Origin of the sequence: Rhodococcus sp. BL-253-APC-6A1W (genome assembly GCF_012843405.1) — a bacterium.
GTDB lineage: Bacteria > Actinomycetota > Actinomycetes > Mycobacteriales > Mycobacteriaceae > Rhodococcus.
In genome coordinates this window covers 18,463-33,771 of the sequence record NZ_JABAFB010000020.1, presented here as the reverse complement: position 1 = coordinate 33,771, position 15,309 = coordinate 18,463, and the positions used below count along the sequence as shown (strand labels likewise).

Here is a 15,309-nt window from a genome sequence, read left to right as displayed (position 1 = left end):
GTGCCGTCCGGACGGAACACCGGCTTGAGCTGGCTGACCTTCTCGTACGTGGTGCCGGCGCGCGGGCCGTCGTCGGTGGAGACGACGGTGCCGTCGGCCAGCGTGACGGGCGTGATCTCCTTTGCGAAGAACCCCGACTTGATGGCTTCCTCGGCCCGGTTGTGTGAGCGGACGCCCCACCGGTCCTGGTCTTCGCGGGAGATGCCCGTGTAGGACGCGACGTTCTCGGCGGTCTGGCCCATCCCCAGGTACACGTCCGGGAGCAGACCGTCCTTGCGCGGGTCCGTCCAGGCGACGCCGCCCTCGGCCAGCGCGGCACTGCGCGCCTGCGCGTCGTCGAACAGCGGGTTCTTGGTGTCGGGCAGGCCGTCGGCATTGCCGGTTACGAAGCTCGACACCGACTCGACACCGGCGGAGATGAACACGTCGCCCTCGCCGGCCTTGATCGCGTGCAGCGCCATGCGGGTGGTCTGCAGCGACGACGAGCAGTACCGGTTGACGGTCACGCCGGGAAGGAAGTCGTAGCCGAGCTGCACGGCGACCACGCGGGCGATGTTGAAGCCGGACTGGCCGGCGGGCTGTCCGCAGCCCACCATCAGGTCGTCGATCTCCGCCGGATCCAGGTCCGGAATCTTCGCGAGTGCCGCGGCGACCATCTGTGTCGCCAGATCGTCGGGGCGGATCGACGCGAGCGAACCCTTGCGCGCGCGCCCGATGGGCGATCTCACGGCCGACACGATTACTGCTTCGGTCATCTTCTCTCCTCGTATTCGTTATGTAACAGGTTGGGGCCGAACGTAGTACGCCCTCAGATTTCGAGGAAATCGCGTTTCGGCGAGAGAGCTGTGGCGCGGGCGAGCGTTCCGGGCTCCTGTGCCCCACAGGGTTCGTGTGCTAACTTACCAAGCAATCGCTTGGTTTGGTACAGACGTTAGGAACATGCCATGGGCATCACCTCGACCTCCGACAGCGCCGGTATCACCACGGTCACCGTCGACTTCCCCCCTGTGAACGCCCTCCCCTCGCAGGCGTGGTTCGACCTGGCCGACGCGGTCCTCACCGCTGGTAAGGACCCGAAGACGCACGTCGTGATCCTCCGAGCCGAGGGCCGAGGCTTCAACGCGGGCGTCGACATCAAGGAAATGCAGGCCACCGAGGGTTACGAGGCCCTCATCGCCGCCAACCACGGTTGTGCCGCGGCCTTCGCAGCGGTCTACGACTGCGAGGTTCCCGTGATCGTCGCCGTGAACGGCTTCTGCGTCGGCGGCGGCGTCGGCCTCGTCGGAAACGCCGATGTCATCCTCGCGTCCGACGACGCGGTCTTCGGCCTCCCCGAGGTGGACCGGGGTGCACTCGGAGCGGCGACGCACCTCGCGCGTCTCGTGCCGCAGCACCTCATGCGCACGCTCTACTACACGGCACAGAACGTGACTGCCCAGCAACTCGAGCACTTCGGTTCCGTCTACAAGGTCGTCCCGCGTGACGAACTGGACGGGGCCGCACGCGAGGTCGCCGAGATGATCGCGGCCAAGGACACCCGCGTCATCCGCCGGGCGAAGGAAGCGATCAACCGCATCGACCCCGTCGATGTCAAGACCAGCTACCGCATCGAGCAGGGCTTCACGTTCGAGCTCAACCTCGCCGGGGTCGCCGACGAGCATCGCGACGAATTCGTCGCCACCGGAAAAGCCCGGACCAACAGCTGAAGTCCCCTCTCTCACAGGAGTTCGAAACCCATGCGTGACAAGAGAATGTCGCTCGACGATGTGGTCGGCGAGCTGCGCAGCGGAATGACCATCGGCATCGGTGGCTGGGGTTCGCGCCGCAAGCCGATGGCACTGGTCCGCGCGATCCTGCGATCGGACATCACCGACCTGACGGTCGTGACCTACGGCGGCCCGGACCTCGGCCTGCTGTGCTCGGCCGGGAAGGTCAAGAAGGCGTACTACGGTTTCGTCTCCCTCGACTCGGCACCGTTCTACGACCCGTGGTTCGCCAAGGCCCGCACAGGCGGCGAGATCATCGCGCGCGAAATGGACGAGGGAATGGTCAAATGCGGCCTCGAGGCCGCCGCCGCGCGCCTTCCCTTCCTTCCGATCCGCGCCGGACTCGGTTCGGACGTCGTCGAATTCTGGGAAGGCGAACTGAAGACCGTCACCTCCCCCTACCCGGGGCCGGACGGCACCGAGACCTTGATCGCAATGCCCGCACTGAACCTCGATGCGTCGCTGGTGCACCTCAATATCGGTGATGCACACGGCAACGCCGCGTACACGGGTGTCGATCCCTACTTCGACGACCTCTACTGCATGGCCGCCGAGAAGCGCTACGTCTCGGTCGAGCGGATCGTCGACACCGAAGAACTCGTCAAATCCGTTCCGCTGCAGTCCATCGTTCTCAACCGGATGATGGTCGACGGTGTTGTCGAAGCACCCGGCGGTGCGCACTTCACCCTCGCGGGTGACAGTTACGGGCGCGACGAGAAGTTCCAGCGTCATTACGCCGAGTCGGCCAAGGACCCCGAGTCCTGGCAGAAGTTCGTCGATCGCTTCCTGTCGGGCAGCGAAGACGACTACCAGGCCGCCGTCCAGAAGTTCGCAGCCGAATCCAAGAGTGGGGAGCAGGCATGACCACCACCGAGACCGTCACGCGCGCCGAGTACTGCGCGGTCGCGTGCGCCGAGATCTTCTCCGGCGCAGGCGAAATCATGGCCAGCCCGATGGCCACTCTCCCCCAGATCGGCGCCCGGCTCGCCAAGCTCACCACCGAGCCCGACCTGCTGATCACCGACGGGGAAGCACTCATCCTCGCCGAGGTTCCGCCGCTCGGCGCCAAGGCCCCGATCGAGGGATGGATGCCGTTCCGCAAGGTGTTCGACGTGGTCGCGTCCGGTCGGCGCCACGTGGTCATGGGTGCCAACCAGATCGATCGCCACGGTAACCAGAACCTCTCGGCCTTCGGTCCGCTCCAGCACCCCACCCGCCAGATGTTCGGCGTGCGCGGCGCCCCGGGCAACACCATCAACCACGCCACGAGTTACTGGGTCGGCCGGCACACCGCTCGGGTGTTCACCGACAAGGTCGACATCGTCTCGGGCGTCGGATACGACAAGATCGATCCCGAGAATCCGGCGTACCGGTTCCTGAGCATCCCCCGCGTCGTCACCAATCTCGGTGTCTTCGACTTCGGCGGCCCGGGCCACACGTTCCGGGCACTGTCGCTGCACCCCGGTGTCGAGGCCGCAACTGTCGCCGAGAACACCTCCTTCGAGGTTGCCGGGCTGAACGAGGCCGGCGTGACCCGCGAACCGACCGCCGAGGAACTGCGGCTCATCCGCGAGGTCCTCGACCCGAAGAGTCTGCGCGACCGCGAGGTCTCCCTGTGACAACCCTGCGCACGCCCCTCACGGAACTGGTGGGCATCGAACATCCCATCGTCCAGACGGGCATGGGATGGGTGTCCGGTCCCCGCTTGACCGCGGCAACGTCGAACGCGGGCGGCCTCGGCATCCTCGCCTCGGCAACGATGACGTACGCCGAACTCGAGGCCGCGGTTGCGAAAACCAAGTCCCTCACCGAGAAGCCGTTCGGCGTCAACATGCGCGCCGACGCCTCGGATGCGGCAGAGCGCATCGATCTGCTGATCCGGGAGAACGTCAAGGTCGCGTCGTTCGCGCTGGCCCCCAAGAAGGAACTGATCGCCAAGCTCAAGGACCACGGCATCGTCGTGATCCCGTCGATCGGCGCCGCCAAGCACGCGGTGAAGGTCGCGTCGTGGGGTGCGGACGCCGTGATCGTGCAGGGCGGTGAGGGCGGTGGGCACACCGGCCCGGTCGCCACGACACTGTTGCTGCCGAGCGTGCTCGACGCCGTCGACATCCCGGTGATCGCCGCGGGTGGTTTCTTCGACGGGCGCGGGCTCGCCGCTGCCCTCTCGTACGGCGCCGCCGGCGTCGCGATGGGCACCCGGTTCCTCCTCACGAGCGACAGCGCGGTACCGGACTCCGTCAAGCAGCAGTATCTTGCGCGGGGCCTCCAGGACACGACCGTCTCACTCAAGGTGGACGGCATGCCGCATCGCGTGCTCAACACCGATCTCGTGGACAGCCTCGAACGGTCCAGTTACGCGAAGGGTTTGGTCGCGGCGGCACGCAATGCGACCAAGTTCAAGTCCATGACCGGGATGAAATGGTCCACTCTCGTCCGGGACGGTCTCGCGATGAAGAAGGCGAGCGATCGCACCTGGCAGCAGATCATCATGGCCGCCAACACTCCGATGCTTCTGAAAGCCGGTCTGGTCGACGGTAATACGGAAGCCGGTGTCCTCGCCTCCGGCCAGGTCGTCGGCATGGTCGACGACCTGCCGAGTTGCCAGGAACTCATCGATCGGATCGTCGCCGAGGCGGTCGAGCGAATCGACGCTCTCGGCGCCCTGCGCGAGTCGGGACGACCCGCAGCCTGATCACGCCCTCGTAGCACAGCAGCACCCGGCCACCACGTGGCCGGGTGCTGCGGCGTTTCCCGGCAAGGGGGAGCGCCGGCACGGTACCGTGCCCCGAAAAGCTGTCACGGCAGGTCGGGGGTCCCGCGTGCGAAAAGCAATGTCCCGGGTGTCGGTCGCGGTGGCGATCACGACGATCGCGCTGGCCTCGGCCGTTCCGGCAGTGGCCGACCCGTCCGGTGGTTCCGATGCGGTGGCGTGGCAAGCAAGCGTGGACGTTCCCGACGCCTATCCCGGGACCGCAGTCGATTGGGACGTCCCCATCACGCTCAGCGACGGTACTGTGCTGCGGGCGAATGTGTTCCGGCCGGCGAATGCCGACGGCTCGCCCATTGCCGAGCCGACGCCGGTGGTACTCAACCTCACGCCCTACACAAAATTGCTGTCCACGCTCGCCTCAGTGGCCATGGAGGATCCGTCCGTCGGACCGGTCGTCGAGGATCTCGGCACCACCTTGAATCTGGGTGCCCCGCTCGACGGGATCACCGAACTCGCGGCCCCCGCATCGCAACTCGGTAAGGCGTTCGGACTCAACCGCGACCTGGTGCAGAACGGGTACACCCAGGTCGTCGTCGACGTTCGCGGCACCGGATTCTCCCACGGTCAGTGGCAGATCCTGGGTCCTCGCGAACAACAGGACACCGTCGAGGTGATCGACTGGGCGGCTTCGCAACCGTGGTCCAACGGCCGCGTGGGGACGACGGGCGTGTCGTACTCGGCGATCAATCAAATCCAGGCTGCGGGGCTTCGGCCCCGTGCTCTCGACGCCGTGTTCGCGGTCGAACCCGGCAACGATCTTCTCCGCGACATCGTCGGAACGGGTGGCGCACTGGGCATCGGTTTCATGCCCGCCTGGCTCGGCCTCGTCAACGGGCTCAAGTGGTTGCCCGATGTGCAAGCGCTGATCGAGGGCCGGTTCGACGCACAGTGGTTACGAGATCGGCTCGCCGATCCCGCCACGAAGATCCCGGAACTGCTGGAAGTCATCACAGCTCCGACTGTCGACGACGTGTCTCCCGGCGCTCTGGAGGTCGCACAGGACGGACCCTTCTACCAGGATCGGCAGGCGGACCTCGAGTCGATCACGGTGCCTACTTTCGTATTCGGGAACTGGCACGACATCTTCGCGAACAGCGAACCCGACATCTACAACCGGATTCCCGTCGAACCCGGCCGTAAGCAACTCGTCATGGGCGACGGGTACCACGCCGTGACGGGTACGAGTTTCGGCACGCCGGGGCATCCGCCGAACATCGCTGCACTGCAGCGCGCGTGGTTCGACCGGTGGCTCCGGGATATGGACAACGGAATCGAAGAGTACGGGCCCGTGACACTGTTGCAGCAGGGCGGCGGCTGGACCACCACCGAGCACTTTCCCCGCGCCGGAGTCCGCCACCAGAAGCTGTTTCTGGCGGCGGCGCCGAGCGGGAGTGCGGGGCATGCGGCACACGACGGGACACTCGTGTCCACTCCCCCGGTCGACGCGCGACGCCTCACCGTGACGCCGGGATTGCGCGGGTTCTGTTCGCGGGAAGGCGCGCAGGGCACGGCCGGCATCACGGTGTTGCTCGGCTCGGCGTGCAGCAAGGACTCCCGGTTCCACGAGGCCGAGGCACTGACGTTCACCACCGATGTGCTCACCGAGCCGATCGTGCTGTCGGGACCGATCAACGTGCACCTCAACACCACCCTCGACGCCACGGACGGATTCTGGTCGGTGTCGGTCAACGACGTTGCCCCGGACGGGCGCTCCACGGTCCTTTCCAGTGGTTCGCTGGTCGCCTCCCTGCGCGCGATCGACGATTCCCTGAGTGAGTTCACGGCCGACGGCGACTATGCCGAGGCACACCCGAGCCTCACTCTGGCGACGAGACAGCCCGTTTTTCCGGGCGAGCCGACATCGCTCGACATCACCACCATCCCCACGGATGCGGTGGTCGCACCGGGGCACCGACTGCGCATCGATGTGTATGCCGCGAACGTTCCGCGGTCACTTCCACTGGGACCGATGACAAGAGAGAGTGGACTGCGTCCGCAGCACCTCGAGCTCGACCCGACCGCACCGAGTTTCGTCACTCTGCCGACGGCGGGCTGACCCAACTGGGAGAATGAGTCGTCAGCACCGCCCGGGTGGTCGCGCAACCACGACGCGGTGTGAAGTGTGCAGCCACCACCGTGAAGCGTGCCTCGATGCCGAAACTGACGCCGTTCTATGAGAACGTCCAATCCCATTACGACCTGTCCGACGACTTCTTCGACCTGTTCCTGGACCCGACGCGCACCTACAGTTGTGCGTTCTTCGAGACCGACGACATGTCGCTCGAGGATGCCCAGAAGGCGAAGATCGACCTCTCCCTTGGTAAGTGCGACCTCCGGCCGGGCATGACGCTGCTCGACATCGGGTGCGGATGGGGGTCGACGATGCGGCGGGCGATCGAGCGGTACGACGTCAATGTCATCGGCCTGACCCTGAGCCGCAACCAGTACGAGCACGTCTCCGAGATGATTTCCGGGCTCGCGCTGGGGCGCCGCTCCGCGGGAGTCCGATTACAGGGCTGGGAGGATTTCGACGAGCCGGTGGACCGCATCGTGAGCATCGGTGCTTTCGAGCATTTCCGCCGGCGGCGCTACGACGCGTTCTTCGAGCGCACCTCGCGCATGCTGCCCCCGGACGGCCGGATGCTGCTGCACACCATCGTCGGCCACTCGCGGCAGTTGCTCGAGGACATGGATGTGGAGGTGAACCGGGACGACGCGCTGTTCCTGCGGTTCATCCTCAGAGAGATTTTTCCCGGTGGGCAGCTTCCGGAACGGGACATGATCATCACCGGCGCCCAGCGCCACGGCTACTGGGTGCAGAACATCGAATCGCTGCAACCGCACTACGTGCACACACTGGATCTGTGGGCGCGCGCACTGAAAGCGCGCCATGACGAGGCAGTCGAACTGGCCTCCGAAGAGGTCTATCAGCGGTACATGCGATACCTCACCGGCTGCGCGGAGAATTTCCGGCGGGGCCTGATCGATCTCCAACAGTTCACCCTCGTCAAGCACAACCGGAGCCGAGCGGGCAGCCACCGTTCAGGATGACGACGATCACAGAAATCTGCATTGGTCGCTGTAGACATTCCGGTTTGTCGGTTGTAGATTATGTGTTGTAAGTGAGAGCGAGTCCGAAAGAGGGCGAGAACGAACTGCCCGCTCAGGAGTCGAAAAGGCTTGGAGTAGGGCGCGTCGAGGCAGTGAGTTGAGTAGGTAAACCTCGAAGCGTCCGACTCCATCGGGGTCGGAGTTGGTGCGGCCCCAGGACATAAGGAATTACCCGGCTTGGAGGTGGTGCGCGGTCAGTTATCGAGATCAGGTTCCGTCCACCGAGGCGGGACACAGGTAGAAAGGCCGACCGACCAGTTGGCCCGTGCAAGTAGATATCTACGAACGTAAACCCCTGGGCCCCGGCGCCGTAGGCGCCGGGGTCCCCGTCCATGTATACGAAGGGCGACACGCACACCTCGTGAAACAGAACAACGACGCCGAAGACAAGTTCGACGACGAGAACTTCCCTGCGTACAGCATGGGACGCGCCGCCGAGCTGCTCGGCGTCACCCAAGCCTTCCTCCGGAGTCTCGACACCGCGAACCTGGTCAATCCGATGCGGTCGGAAGGCGGGCACCGGCGGTATTCGCGATATCAGCTCCGCATCGCCGCCCGCGCGAGGGAACTCGTCGACCAGGGCACCGCACTCGATGCGGCGTGCCGGATCATCATCCTGGAGGATCAGCTCACCGAAGCCCTCCGCATCAACGACGAACTGCGCCGAAGCAAACACGACGAGTAACCGGCAACGCGGTCAGCAGCACCTCGCGCCGGGGTTCGCGTCCGCGTCCGCGTGACGCTCCCGCCAGTACTGACGCTCGCTCGGGACAGGACATCCCGGGTGGAGCCTGCGGTGCAGTTCCACGTAGCGCGCATAGTCGTGGTCACCCATCAACGCTCCGAGCCACCACCACACTCGGCGCAGTACCGCGGTCATGAGGTGCCCGTCTTCTCGTGAGCGTGCCGGCGCAACGGGCCGTCCCGAGTCACCGCCGCACCGGGAGGCCGGACCTTGCCCGACGCGATCAGTTCGTCCCACTGCTTCTGCAACTCCCGCTCGGCAGGGGTCGGAACGAACCCAGCGGGAGCGAAGATCTTGGACGGTACGTCCGGCGACTCCGTCGTCGGAAGCCCACCCGCACGTACGGCCTTGACGCACACGACGAGACCCGCCGCTACCACGACGAGCACGAGTCCCGCGAACACGATCGACAACGTGCCCTGGATGAACGTGTTCCGGATGACCGCGTCGATCTCGTCGAGGCTGTCCGCCGACCCGAACGCGGTCGCGCCCGAGTTCTTTGCGTCGACGAAGGCGCGGTGCTGTGCCCAGTACCCCACCGCCCGGTCCGAGGAGAAGATCTTCTGCCAGGACGCGGTCATCGTCACGATCAGGTCCCACACCAGCGGTACACCGGGAATCCACGCCCACTTCGTCATTCCCTTCTTCACCACGATGGTGAGAACGACGGTCAGCGCGATCGCCGCGAGCAACTGGTTGGCGATGCCGAACAGCGGGAAGAGGGTGTTGATGCCGCCGAGCGGATCGGTCACGCCCATCAGCAGGATCGCGCCCCACGCGGCGACCACGACCAGCGAGCAGAACCATGCGCCGGGCCGCCAGGACGGATCCTTGAAGCGGCGGGCCGGACCACCGAAGTTGCCGAGCGAGTCCGAGAGCATGAAGCGGGCGACGCGGGTTCCCGCATCCACGGTGGTGAGAATGAACAGCGCTTCGAACATGATCGCGAAGTGGTACCAGAACGACTTGAGAGCGTCGCCACCGAACAGGTCGCTGAGCACCTGGGACATACCGAACGCGAGCGTCGGCGCACCACCTGTGCGGGAGATGATCGATTCCTCCCCGACCGCTGCCGCGGCCCCGGCGATCTGCTCGGGAGTGATATCCGGCGACGACAGGCCGAGTCCGTTGACGTAGGCCGCCGCGGTCTCCGGGGTGCCTCCGGTGAGCACTGCGGGGGCATTGAGCGCGAAGTACAGGTGCTGATCGATGATGCAGGCCGTGACCAGCGCCATGATCGCGACGAACGACTCGGTGAGCATTCCGCCGTATCCGATCAGCCGGATCTGCTTCTCTTTCTCGAGCATCTTCGGGGTGGTGCCCGACGAGATCAGGGCGTGGAAACCGGACAGTGCGCCGCACGCGATGGTGATGAACAAGAACGGGAACAGCGAACCTGCGAACGCGGGTCCGTTCCCGGCGACCGCGAACGACGACACGGCCGGCATCTCGATCACGGGACGGGCGACAAGGATGCCCACGGCGAGCAGGATAATCGTGCCGACCTTCATGAACGTCGAAAGGTAATCGCGCGGCGCGAGCAGCAGCCAGACCGGTAGTACCGACGCCGCGAACCCGTAGGCGATCATCAGCCATGCGATGGTGACCGGAGAAAGGGTGAACCATTCCGTGCCCCAGTTCGTTTCGGCGACCCAGCCGCCGGAGATGATCGCCAGCAGCAACAGGGCCACTCCGATGAGCGAGACCTCCGCGACTTTGCCGGGTCGCAGGAACCGTAGGTACACGCCCATGAACAGGGCGATCGGGATGGTCATCGCGATGGAGAACAGCCCCCACGGGCTCTCGGCCAGGGCATTGACCACGACGAGTGCGAGTACCGCGATGAGAATGACCATGATGACGAAAACCGCGATCAGGGCGGCGGTTCCGCCGACAACGCCGAGTTCCTCGCGCGCCATCTGTCCCAGGCTGCGCCCACGGCGCCGCGTCGAGATCCACAACACGAGGAAGTCCTGGACCGCTCCGGCGAAGACCACTCCGACGACGATCCAGATCGTGCCGGGCAGATAACCCATCTGCGCGGCGAGAACCGGACCGACGAGCGGTCCCGCGCCTGCGATCGCGGCGAAATGATGACCGAACAACACCCGCCGGTCGGTCGGCATGTAGTCCTTGCCGTTCTCGAGCACCTCGGCAGGAGTGGCACGATCGTCGCGCGGTTGCACGATCTTTCGCTCGATGAACTTGGCATAGAACCTGTACGCGATCAGATAGGTACAGACCGCCGCGATGACGAACCACACGGCGTTGACGTCCTCGCCGCGCACCAGCGCGATCACGGCCCAGGCGACGGCACCGGCGACCGCCAAGAGGACGAACACGATGCGCGCGGTCAGCGACATCGGAGTTCGATCGACGACGCCGACCGGCGGCAGATCCGGGTCCGTACGGAGATATTCGACGTACTCGCGGCTGTGCGGCGACTGCTCGACGGCCATTTCGGCTCCTCACCGGGGCGGCGCGGGACCGTGCGCGACGCCACGGTGGTCCGCGTCGTCGCGCACGATGCTGGCCTGCGTCACGCTACTCGCGCGAAGCCGGTGAGAACCGGGAAAATGGTCCGAATGCAGAGGTTCGGGTGCGTACTGCTGCGCCGACGTACGGCGTCAGCCGCGCGCCGCCATCCGCGCCCGGACCTCGGGACGCCGCAACGGCGGAACGGTGCGGGGAGGCTGTCTCCGTTCGGGCAGCGACGCCAGCAGCCTGGTGGTCGTCGCGGCTACCTCGGCGACAGCCCGGTCGAACGGCTCCCGGGTCGCGTCGGACAAGGACTGGATTCCGGTGACCTTACGGACGTACTGCCGGGCGGCCGCCTCGATTTCCTCGGCGGTCGCTGCCGGCTCGAGTCCGCGCAGCTCTGTGATGTTCCGGCACATATCCCGAAGGGTAGTCCCGAACCACCGTTCCGACAGCGCCTAGCACGATACGGACGTATACCGGCAGCGCATCACCGAACCGTCGCGTCGGTAACACGCGCGCGGTGTCCGCCCCGGCCGGCAACCGGGGCGGACACCGAGGACGTCAGGAGTCGAGACGCTCGATGATCGTCACGTTGGCAGTGCCGCCGCCTTCACAGATGGTGAGCAGGCCGTAACGACCGCCGGTGCGCTCGAGTTCGTTCAGGAGCGTCGACATCAACTTGGTGCCGGTCGCGCCGAGGGGATGACCGAGCGCGATCGCGCCGCCGTTGACGTTGACCTTCGCCGGATCGGCGCCGATCTCCTTGATCCAGGCCAGCACCACCGGTGCGAACGCCTCGTTGATCTCGATCAGGTCGATGTCGTCGATCGTCAGGCCGGTCTTCTCGAGGGCGTACTGCGTCGCCGGGATCGGCGCGGTCAGCATGAAGATCGGGTCGTCGCCGCGTGCGCTGAGGTGGTGGATCCGCGCGCGGGGCTTCAGGTTGTACTTCTTCACGGCCTCGTCCGACGCGAGCAACACCGCGGAGGCTCCGTCGGAGATCTGGCTCGCGACGGCTGCGGTGAGGCGGCCGCCTTCCACGAGCGGCTGCAGCGACGCCATCTTCTCGAGGCTGGTCTCGCGCGGCCCCTCGTCGACGGTCGCGTCACCGAGCGGCACGGTCTCGCTGTCGAAGCGGCCTGCCGCGATGGCGGCCTTGGCGCGCTCGTGACTCTGCAGAGCCCACTGCTCGAGCTCTTCGCGGCTGATGTCCCACTTGTCGGCAATCATCTCGGCGCCCTTGAACTGCGACACCTCGTCGCTGCCGTAGCGCTCTGTCCAGCCCGTGGACCCGCCGAAGGGCGTGTCGAAGCCGTACTGCTGCCCGGCCGTCATCGCCGACGAGATCGGGATCTGCGACATGTTCTGCACGCCGCCCGCAATGATGAGGTCGGCGGTATTGCTCATGATCGCCTGAGCGCCGAAGTGCAGCGCCTGCTGGCTCGACCCGCACTGGCGGTCGACGGTCACCCCGGGCACGTGCTGCGGGTACCCGGCAGCGAGCCAGGCGGTGCGGGCGATGTTGCCGGCCTGACCGCCGATGGCGTCGACGCAGCCGAACACCACGTCGTCCACATCGCCCGGGTCGATTCCGGTGCGCTCGACGACGGCCTTGATGACGTGCGCGCCGAGATCGGCCGGGTGCACGCCGGACAGTCCGCCCTTCTTCTTGCCGATCGGTGTGCGCACCGCGTCGACGATGTAGGCCTCGGTCATGATTGCTCCTTATGCAGATCCGGGTTCGACAGTCCGTCGAGAACGATGGAAAGGTACTGCTGCGCAACTTGTTCTACGGTGAGGGCGCCGCCGGGGCGATACCAGCGCACCGCGACCCACACGGTGTCGCGGACGAACCGGAAGACGAGTTCGACATCGAGATGCGGCCGGAACGTACCGTCGGCCACGCCACGCTCGAGGACACCTATCCACAACTCCCGGAATTCGGTGTTCCGTTCGGCGATGTACGCGAAGCGTTCGCCCTCGAGGTGCTTGGCCTCGTCCTGGTAGATCGCCACCGCCGAATGCGACCTGTCGATCGACTCGTACGAGGTGGTCACCAGAGCCTCGAGCGTCGCACGGGAGTCGAGCCCCGACGCGACGATCTTGTGATACCGGTCGAACAGGTCGTCGAGGAATCCGCGCAGGATCTCGTCGACCATCGATTCCTTCGAATCGAAATGGTGGTAGAGGCTCCCCGAGAGAATCCCGGCCGCGTCGGCGATGTCGCGCACGGTGGTCGCGCGGACGCCCCGCGAAGCGAAGAGATCGGCAGCAATGGCGAGCAGTTCGGCGCGGCGTCCCGACTTACCGTTGCTGTCGTCGCGAGATGGAGTCATGGAGACATCCTTTCAAGCTGCCGCGCGCGGTCCCGGTTGCGGGGAGCCGCGCACGGGCGCATCAGGCGCGCTGCGAGGAGACGGAGACGACCTCGCCGGTCAGGTATGTGGTGTAGTCGCTCGCGAGCATCGCGATGGTGGCTGCGACTTCCCACACCTCCGCGGCCCGGCCGAAGGCTTCACCCGCGGCAAGCCGGTCGAGCAGTTCCTCGCTGGTGACCTTCGCGAGGAAGGCGTGCCGGGCGATGGACGGGGCGACCGCGTTGATCCGCACTCCGTACTCCGCGGCCTCGATCGCCGAGCATCGGGTGAGCGCCATGACGCCGGCCTTCGCCGCGGCGTAATGCGCCTGCGAGTGCTGGGCACGCCAGCCGAGCACCGACGCGTTGTTGACGAGCACGCCGCCGTGATCGACCGAGCGGAAGTAGCGCAGCGCCGCGCGGGTCGCGCGGAAGGTGCTGGTGAGGGTGATGTCGAGGACGCGGTCCCACTGGTCGTCGGTCATGTCCACGATCGGGGTTTCCCCGCCGAGACCCGCGTTGTTGATGAGCACGTCGATGCGGCCGAGTTGTTCGGCGGCACCGGAGATCAGGGCATCGACCTGTTCGGTGGACGAGACGTCGCACACGATCGACGCGACCTGCTGCTCGGGAAACTCCGCCGCGAGCTTGTCGGCGGCCTCACCGAGACGACGCTCGTGGAAGTCGGAGACCAGCACGTCGGCGCCCTCGAGCAGTGCGCGCCGCGCCGAGGAGAACCCGATTCCGGTTCCTGCGGCGGCGGTGACGACGACCTTCTTCCCCGTCAGCAGACCGTGGCCCGGTGTTTCGACGGGCGCGGTGGCCAGGGGTGAAATGGCGCTGGGCGAAGTGGTCACGGACGTGCCTCCCGGGGAAGGCCGAGCACGCGCTCGGCGATGATGTTGCGCTGGATCTCGTTGGATCCGCCGTAGATGGTGTCGGCGCGGGTGAACAGGAACAGTCGCTGCCACTCCGCGAGTTCGAGGTGTTCGGGGTCCGTGAGGACGGACGGCGTGCCGGCGTGGTCGTGGTCGGGACCCACCAGCGAGGCCGCACCTTCCACGTCCATCGCCAGTGCGCCCAGGTCGCGGTGCCAGTTGGCCCAGAACAGCTTCGCGACGGATGCCTGTCCCGGATCTGCGTCGTCCAGGGTACGCACCGCGTGCGCCCGCATCACCCGTAGTCCGATGCGGGCACGGGCGATCTTCTCGCGGACGGCAGGATCGTCGAGCGCGCCGTTCGCCGCGGCGACATCGGTGATGGTCCGGAGTTCGCGCGCGAACCCGATCTGCTGGCCGAGGGTCGAGACACCACGCTCGAAGGTCAGCAGGCCCATGGCGACCTTCCAGCCGTCGCCGGGTGTGCCCACCACGAGGTCGGCGTCGGTCACGGCGTCGTCGAAGAAGACTTCGTTGAATTCGGACGTGCCGGTGAGTTGCTGAATGGGACGCACCGTCACGCCGGGCTGGTCGAGCGGTACGAGCAGGAAGCTCAGGCCGTGGTGCCGGGACGATCCCGGTTCGGTGCGGGCGACGACGAAAGCCCACTGCGCGACGTGCGCGAGGGAAGTCCACACCTTCTGCCCGTTGATGACCCACTTGTCGCCGTCGAGACGGGCGGTGGTGGAGACGTTCGCCAGATCGGAGCCGGCGCCGGGTTCGGAATAACCCTGCGCCCACAACTCGGTGACATTGCGGATTCCGGGAAGGAAGCGCTGCTTCTGTTCCTCGGTTCCGAATGCGATGAGGGTGGGGCCTAGCAGCTCCTCGCCGAGGTGGTTGACGCGCGCGGGGGCGTCGGCTTTCGCGTATTCCTCGTGGAAGATGACGCGCTGTTCCATCGTCGCGCCCCGCCCGCCGTATTCGGTGGGCCAGCCGATGCAGGTCCAGCCCGACGCCGCGAGGTGGCGATCCCACGCGAGTCGTTGTTCGAAGAATTCGTGTTCGCTACCGGGTCCGCCTTTGCCTCTGAGCCCGGCGAACTCGCCGGTCAGATTCTCTTCGAGCCACTGTCGTACGGTGGCCGCGAACTCCGCATTGTCCAGGCTCTCGCTCTCGTGCACGTCTGTACGATAACC

Annotated in this window: 14 protein-coding genes and 1 pseudogene; 7 read left to right on the top strand and 8 right to left on the bottom strand. The window is 66.2% G+C overall.

Translation table 11 applies throughout. From position 1 onward, the window contains the following. Positions 1 to 755 (bottom strand): annotated as a pseudogene (locus HF877_RS20815) (acetyl-CoA C-acyltransferase); the annotation flags it as partial. 189 nt (positions 756 to 944) lie between these two features. Between HF877_RS20815 and echA20 the strand changes: the two are divergent. From echA20 to HF877_RS20780, 7 genes are all read left to right on the top strand, one after another. Beyond that, positions 945 to 1,706, top strand: coding sequence for a (7aS)-7a-methyl-1,5-dioxo-2,3,5,6,7,7a-hexahydro-1H-indene-carboxyl-CoA hydrolase (gene echA20, locus HF877_RS20810; RefSeq protein WP_169623094.1), 762 nt, complete (start codon positions 945 to 947; stop codon positions 1,704 to 1,706). A gap of 30 nt (positions 1,707 to 1,736) precedes the next feature. After that, a complete protein-coding gene (gene ipdA / locus HF877_RS20805; RefSeq protein WP_206037455.1) occupies positions 1,737 to 2,630 on the top strand; it encodes a cholesterol ring-cleaving hydrolase subunit IpdA in 894 nt (297 codons plus the stop codon). Then, a complete protein-coding gene (ipdB, locus tag HF877_RS20800; protein WP_169623093.1) occupies positions 2,627 to 3,385 on the top strand; it encodes a cholesterol ring-cleaving hydrolase subunit IpdB in 759 nt (252 codons plus the stop codon). Before ipdA ends, ipdB begins: the two co-directional genes overlap by 4 nt. Beyond that, a complete protein-coding gene (locus HF877_RS20795) occupies positions 3,382 to 4,461 on the top strand; it encodes a nitronate monooxygenase (RefSeq protein ID WP_169623092.1) in 1,080 nt (359 codons plus the stop codon). Before ipdB ends, HF877_RS20795 begins: the two co-directional genes overlap by 4 nt. Positions 4,462 to 4,600: 139 nt before the next feature. After that, positions 4,601 to 6,595, top strand: a complete 1,995-nt coding sequence (locus HF877_RS20790; RefSeq protein WP_169623099.1) for a CocE/NonD family hydrolase — start codon at positions 4,601 to 4,603, stop codon at positions 6,593 to 6,595. Between the two features lie 95 nt (positions 6,596 to 6,690). Next, positions 6,691 to 7,590: a cyclopropane mycolic acid synthase family methyltransferase gene (locus tag HF877_RS20785; RefSeq protein ID WP_169623091.1), complete on the top strand. Its 900-nt coding sequence runs from the start codon at positions 6,691 to 6,693 to the stop codon at positions 7,588 to 7,590. Positions 7,591 to 8,071: 481 nt separating this feature from the next. Next, positions 8,072 to 8,335, top strand: coding sequence for a MerR family transcriptional regulator (locus tag HF877_RS20780; RefSeq protein WP_169623098.1), 264 nt, complete (start codon positions 8,072 to 8,074; stop codon positions 8,333 to 8,335). A 12-nt stretch (positions 8,336 to 8,347) separates the two neighbouring features. Here HF877_RS20780 and HF877_RS20775 read toward each other — a convergent pair whose 3' ends face one another. The 7 genes from HF877_RS20775 to HF877_RS20745 form a co-directional block, all read right to left on the bottom strand. Beyond that, a complete protein-coding gene (locus HF877_RS20775; RefSeq protein ID WP_169623090.1) occupies positions 8,348 to 8,530 on the bottom strand; it encodes a YbdD/YjiX family protein in 183 nt (60 codons plus the stop codon). Continuing rightward, positions 8,527 to 10,854, bottom strand: a complete 2,328-nt coding sequence (locus HF877_RS20770) for a carbon starvation CstA family protein (RefSeq protein ID WP_169623089.1) — start codon at positions 10,852 to 10,854, stop codon at positions 8,527 to 8,529. Before HF877_RS20770 ends, HF877_RS20775 begins: the two co-directional genes overlap by 4 nt. Before the next feature lie 168 nt (positions 10,855 to 11,022). Further along, entirely contained in the window at positions 11,023 to 11,292 is a 270-nt protein-coding gene (locus tag HF877_RS20765; protein ID WP_169623088.1) for a DUF2277 domain-containing protein, read from the bottom strand. A 145-nt stretch (positions 11,293 to 11,437) separates the two neighbouring features. Beyond that, positions 11,438 to 12,592: an acetyl-CoA C-acetyltransferase gene (locus HF877_RS20760; protein ID WP_169623087.1), complete on the bottom strand. Its 1,155-nt coding sequence runs from the start codon at positions 12,590 to 12,592 to the stop codon at positions 11,438 to 11,440. Beyond that, positions 12,589 to 13,212, bottom strand: coding sequence for a TetR/AcrR family transcriptional regulator (locus tag HF877_RS20755; protein WP_169623086.1), 624 nt, complete (start codon positions 13,210 to 13,212; stop codon positions 12,589 to 12,591). The genes HF877_RS20760 and HF877_RS20755 overlap by 4 nt, the downstream gene beginning before the upstream one ends. Positions 13,213 to 13,273: 61 nt before the next feature. Then, positions 13,274 to 14,089 carry an SDR family oxidoreductase gene (locus tag HF877_RS20750; RefSeq protein ID WP_169623085.1) on the bottom strand — a complete coding sequence of 272 codons (816 nt, stop codon included), beginning with the start codon at positions 14,087 to 14,089 and terminating at the stop codon, positions 13,274 to 13,276. Continuing rightward, positions 14,086 to 15,294, bottom strand: coding sequence for an acyl-CoA dehydrogenase family protein (locus HF877_RS20745; protein WP_169623084.1), 1,209 nt, complete (start codon positions 15,292 to 15,294; stop codon positions 14,086 to 14,088). Before HF877_RS20745 ends, HF877_RS20750 begins: the two co-directional genes overlap by 4 nt. Positions 15,295 to 15,309 lie beyond the last annotated feature (15 nt).

Bases quoted from the DNA above. Each gene is read 5' to 3' on its own strand.
- echA20 (WP_169623094.1), top strand. From the start codon at position 945: ATGGGCATCACCTCGACCTCCGACAGCGCCGGTATCACCACGGTCACC.
- ipdA (WP_206037455.1), top strand. From the start codon at position 1,737: ATGCGTGACAAGAGAATGTCGCTCGACGATGTGGTCGGCGAGCTGCGC.
- ipdB (WP_169623093.1), top strand. From the start codon at position 2,627: ATGACCACCACCGAGACCGTCACGCGCGCCGAGTACTGCGCGGTCGCG.
- HF877_RS20790 (WP_169623099.1), top strand. From the start codon at position 4,601: ATGTCCCGGGTGTCGGTCGCGGTGGCGATCACGACGATCGCGCTGGCC.
- HF877_RS20785 (WP_169623091.1), top strand. From the start codon at position 6,691: ATGCCGAAACTGACGCCGTTCTATGAGAACGTCCAATCCCATTACGAC.
- HF877_RS20780 (WP_169623098.1), top strand. From the start codon at position 8,072: ATGGGACGCGCCGCCGAGCTGCTCGGCGTCACCCAAGCCTTCCTCCGG.
- HF877_RS20775 (WP_169623090.1), bottom strand. From the start codon at position 8,530: ATGACCGCGGTACTGCGCCGAGTGTGGTGGTGGCTCGGAGCGTTGATG.
- HF877_RS20770 (WP_169623089.1), bottom strand. From the start codon at position 10,854: ATGGCCGTCGAGCAGTCGCCGCACAGCCGCGAGTACGTCGAATATCTC.
- HF877_RS20765 (WP_169623088.1), bottom strand. From the start codon at position 11,292: ATGTGCCGGAACATCACAGAGCTGCGCGGACTCGAGCCGGCAGCGACC.
- HF877_RS20760 (WP_169623087.1), bottom strand. From the start codon at position 12,592: ATGACCGAGGCCTACATCGTCGACGCGGTGCGCACACCGATCGGCAAG.
- HF877_RS20755 (WP_169623086.1), bottom strand. From the start codon at position 13,212: ATGACTCCATCTCGCGACGACAGCAACGGTAAGTCGGGACGCCGCGCC.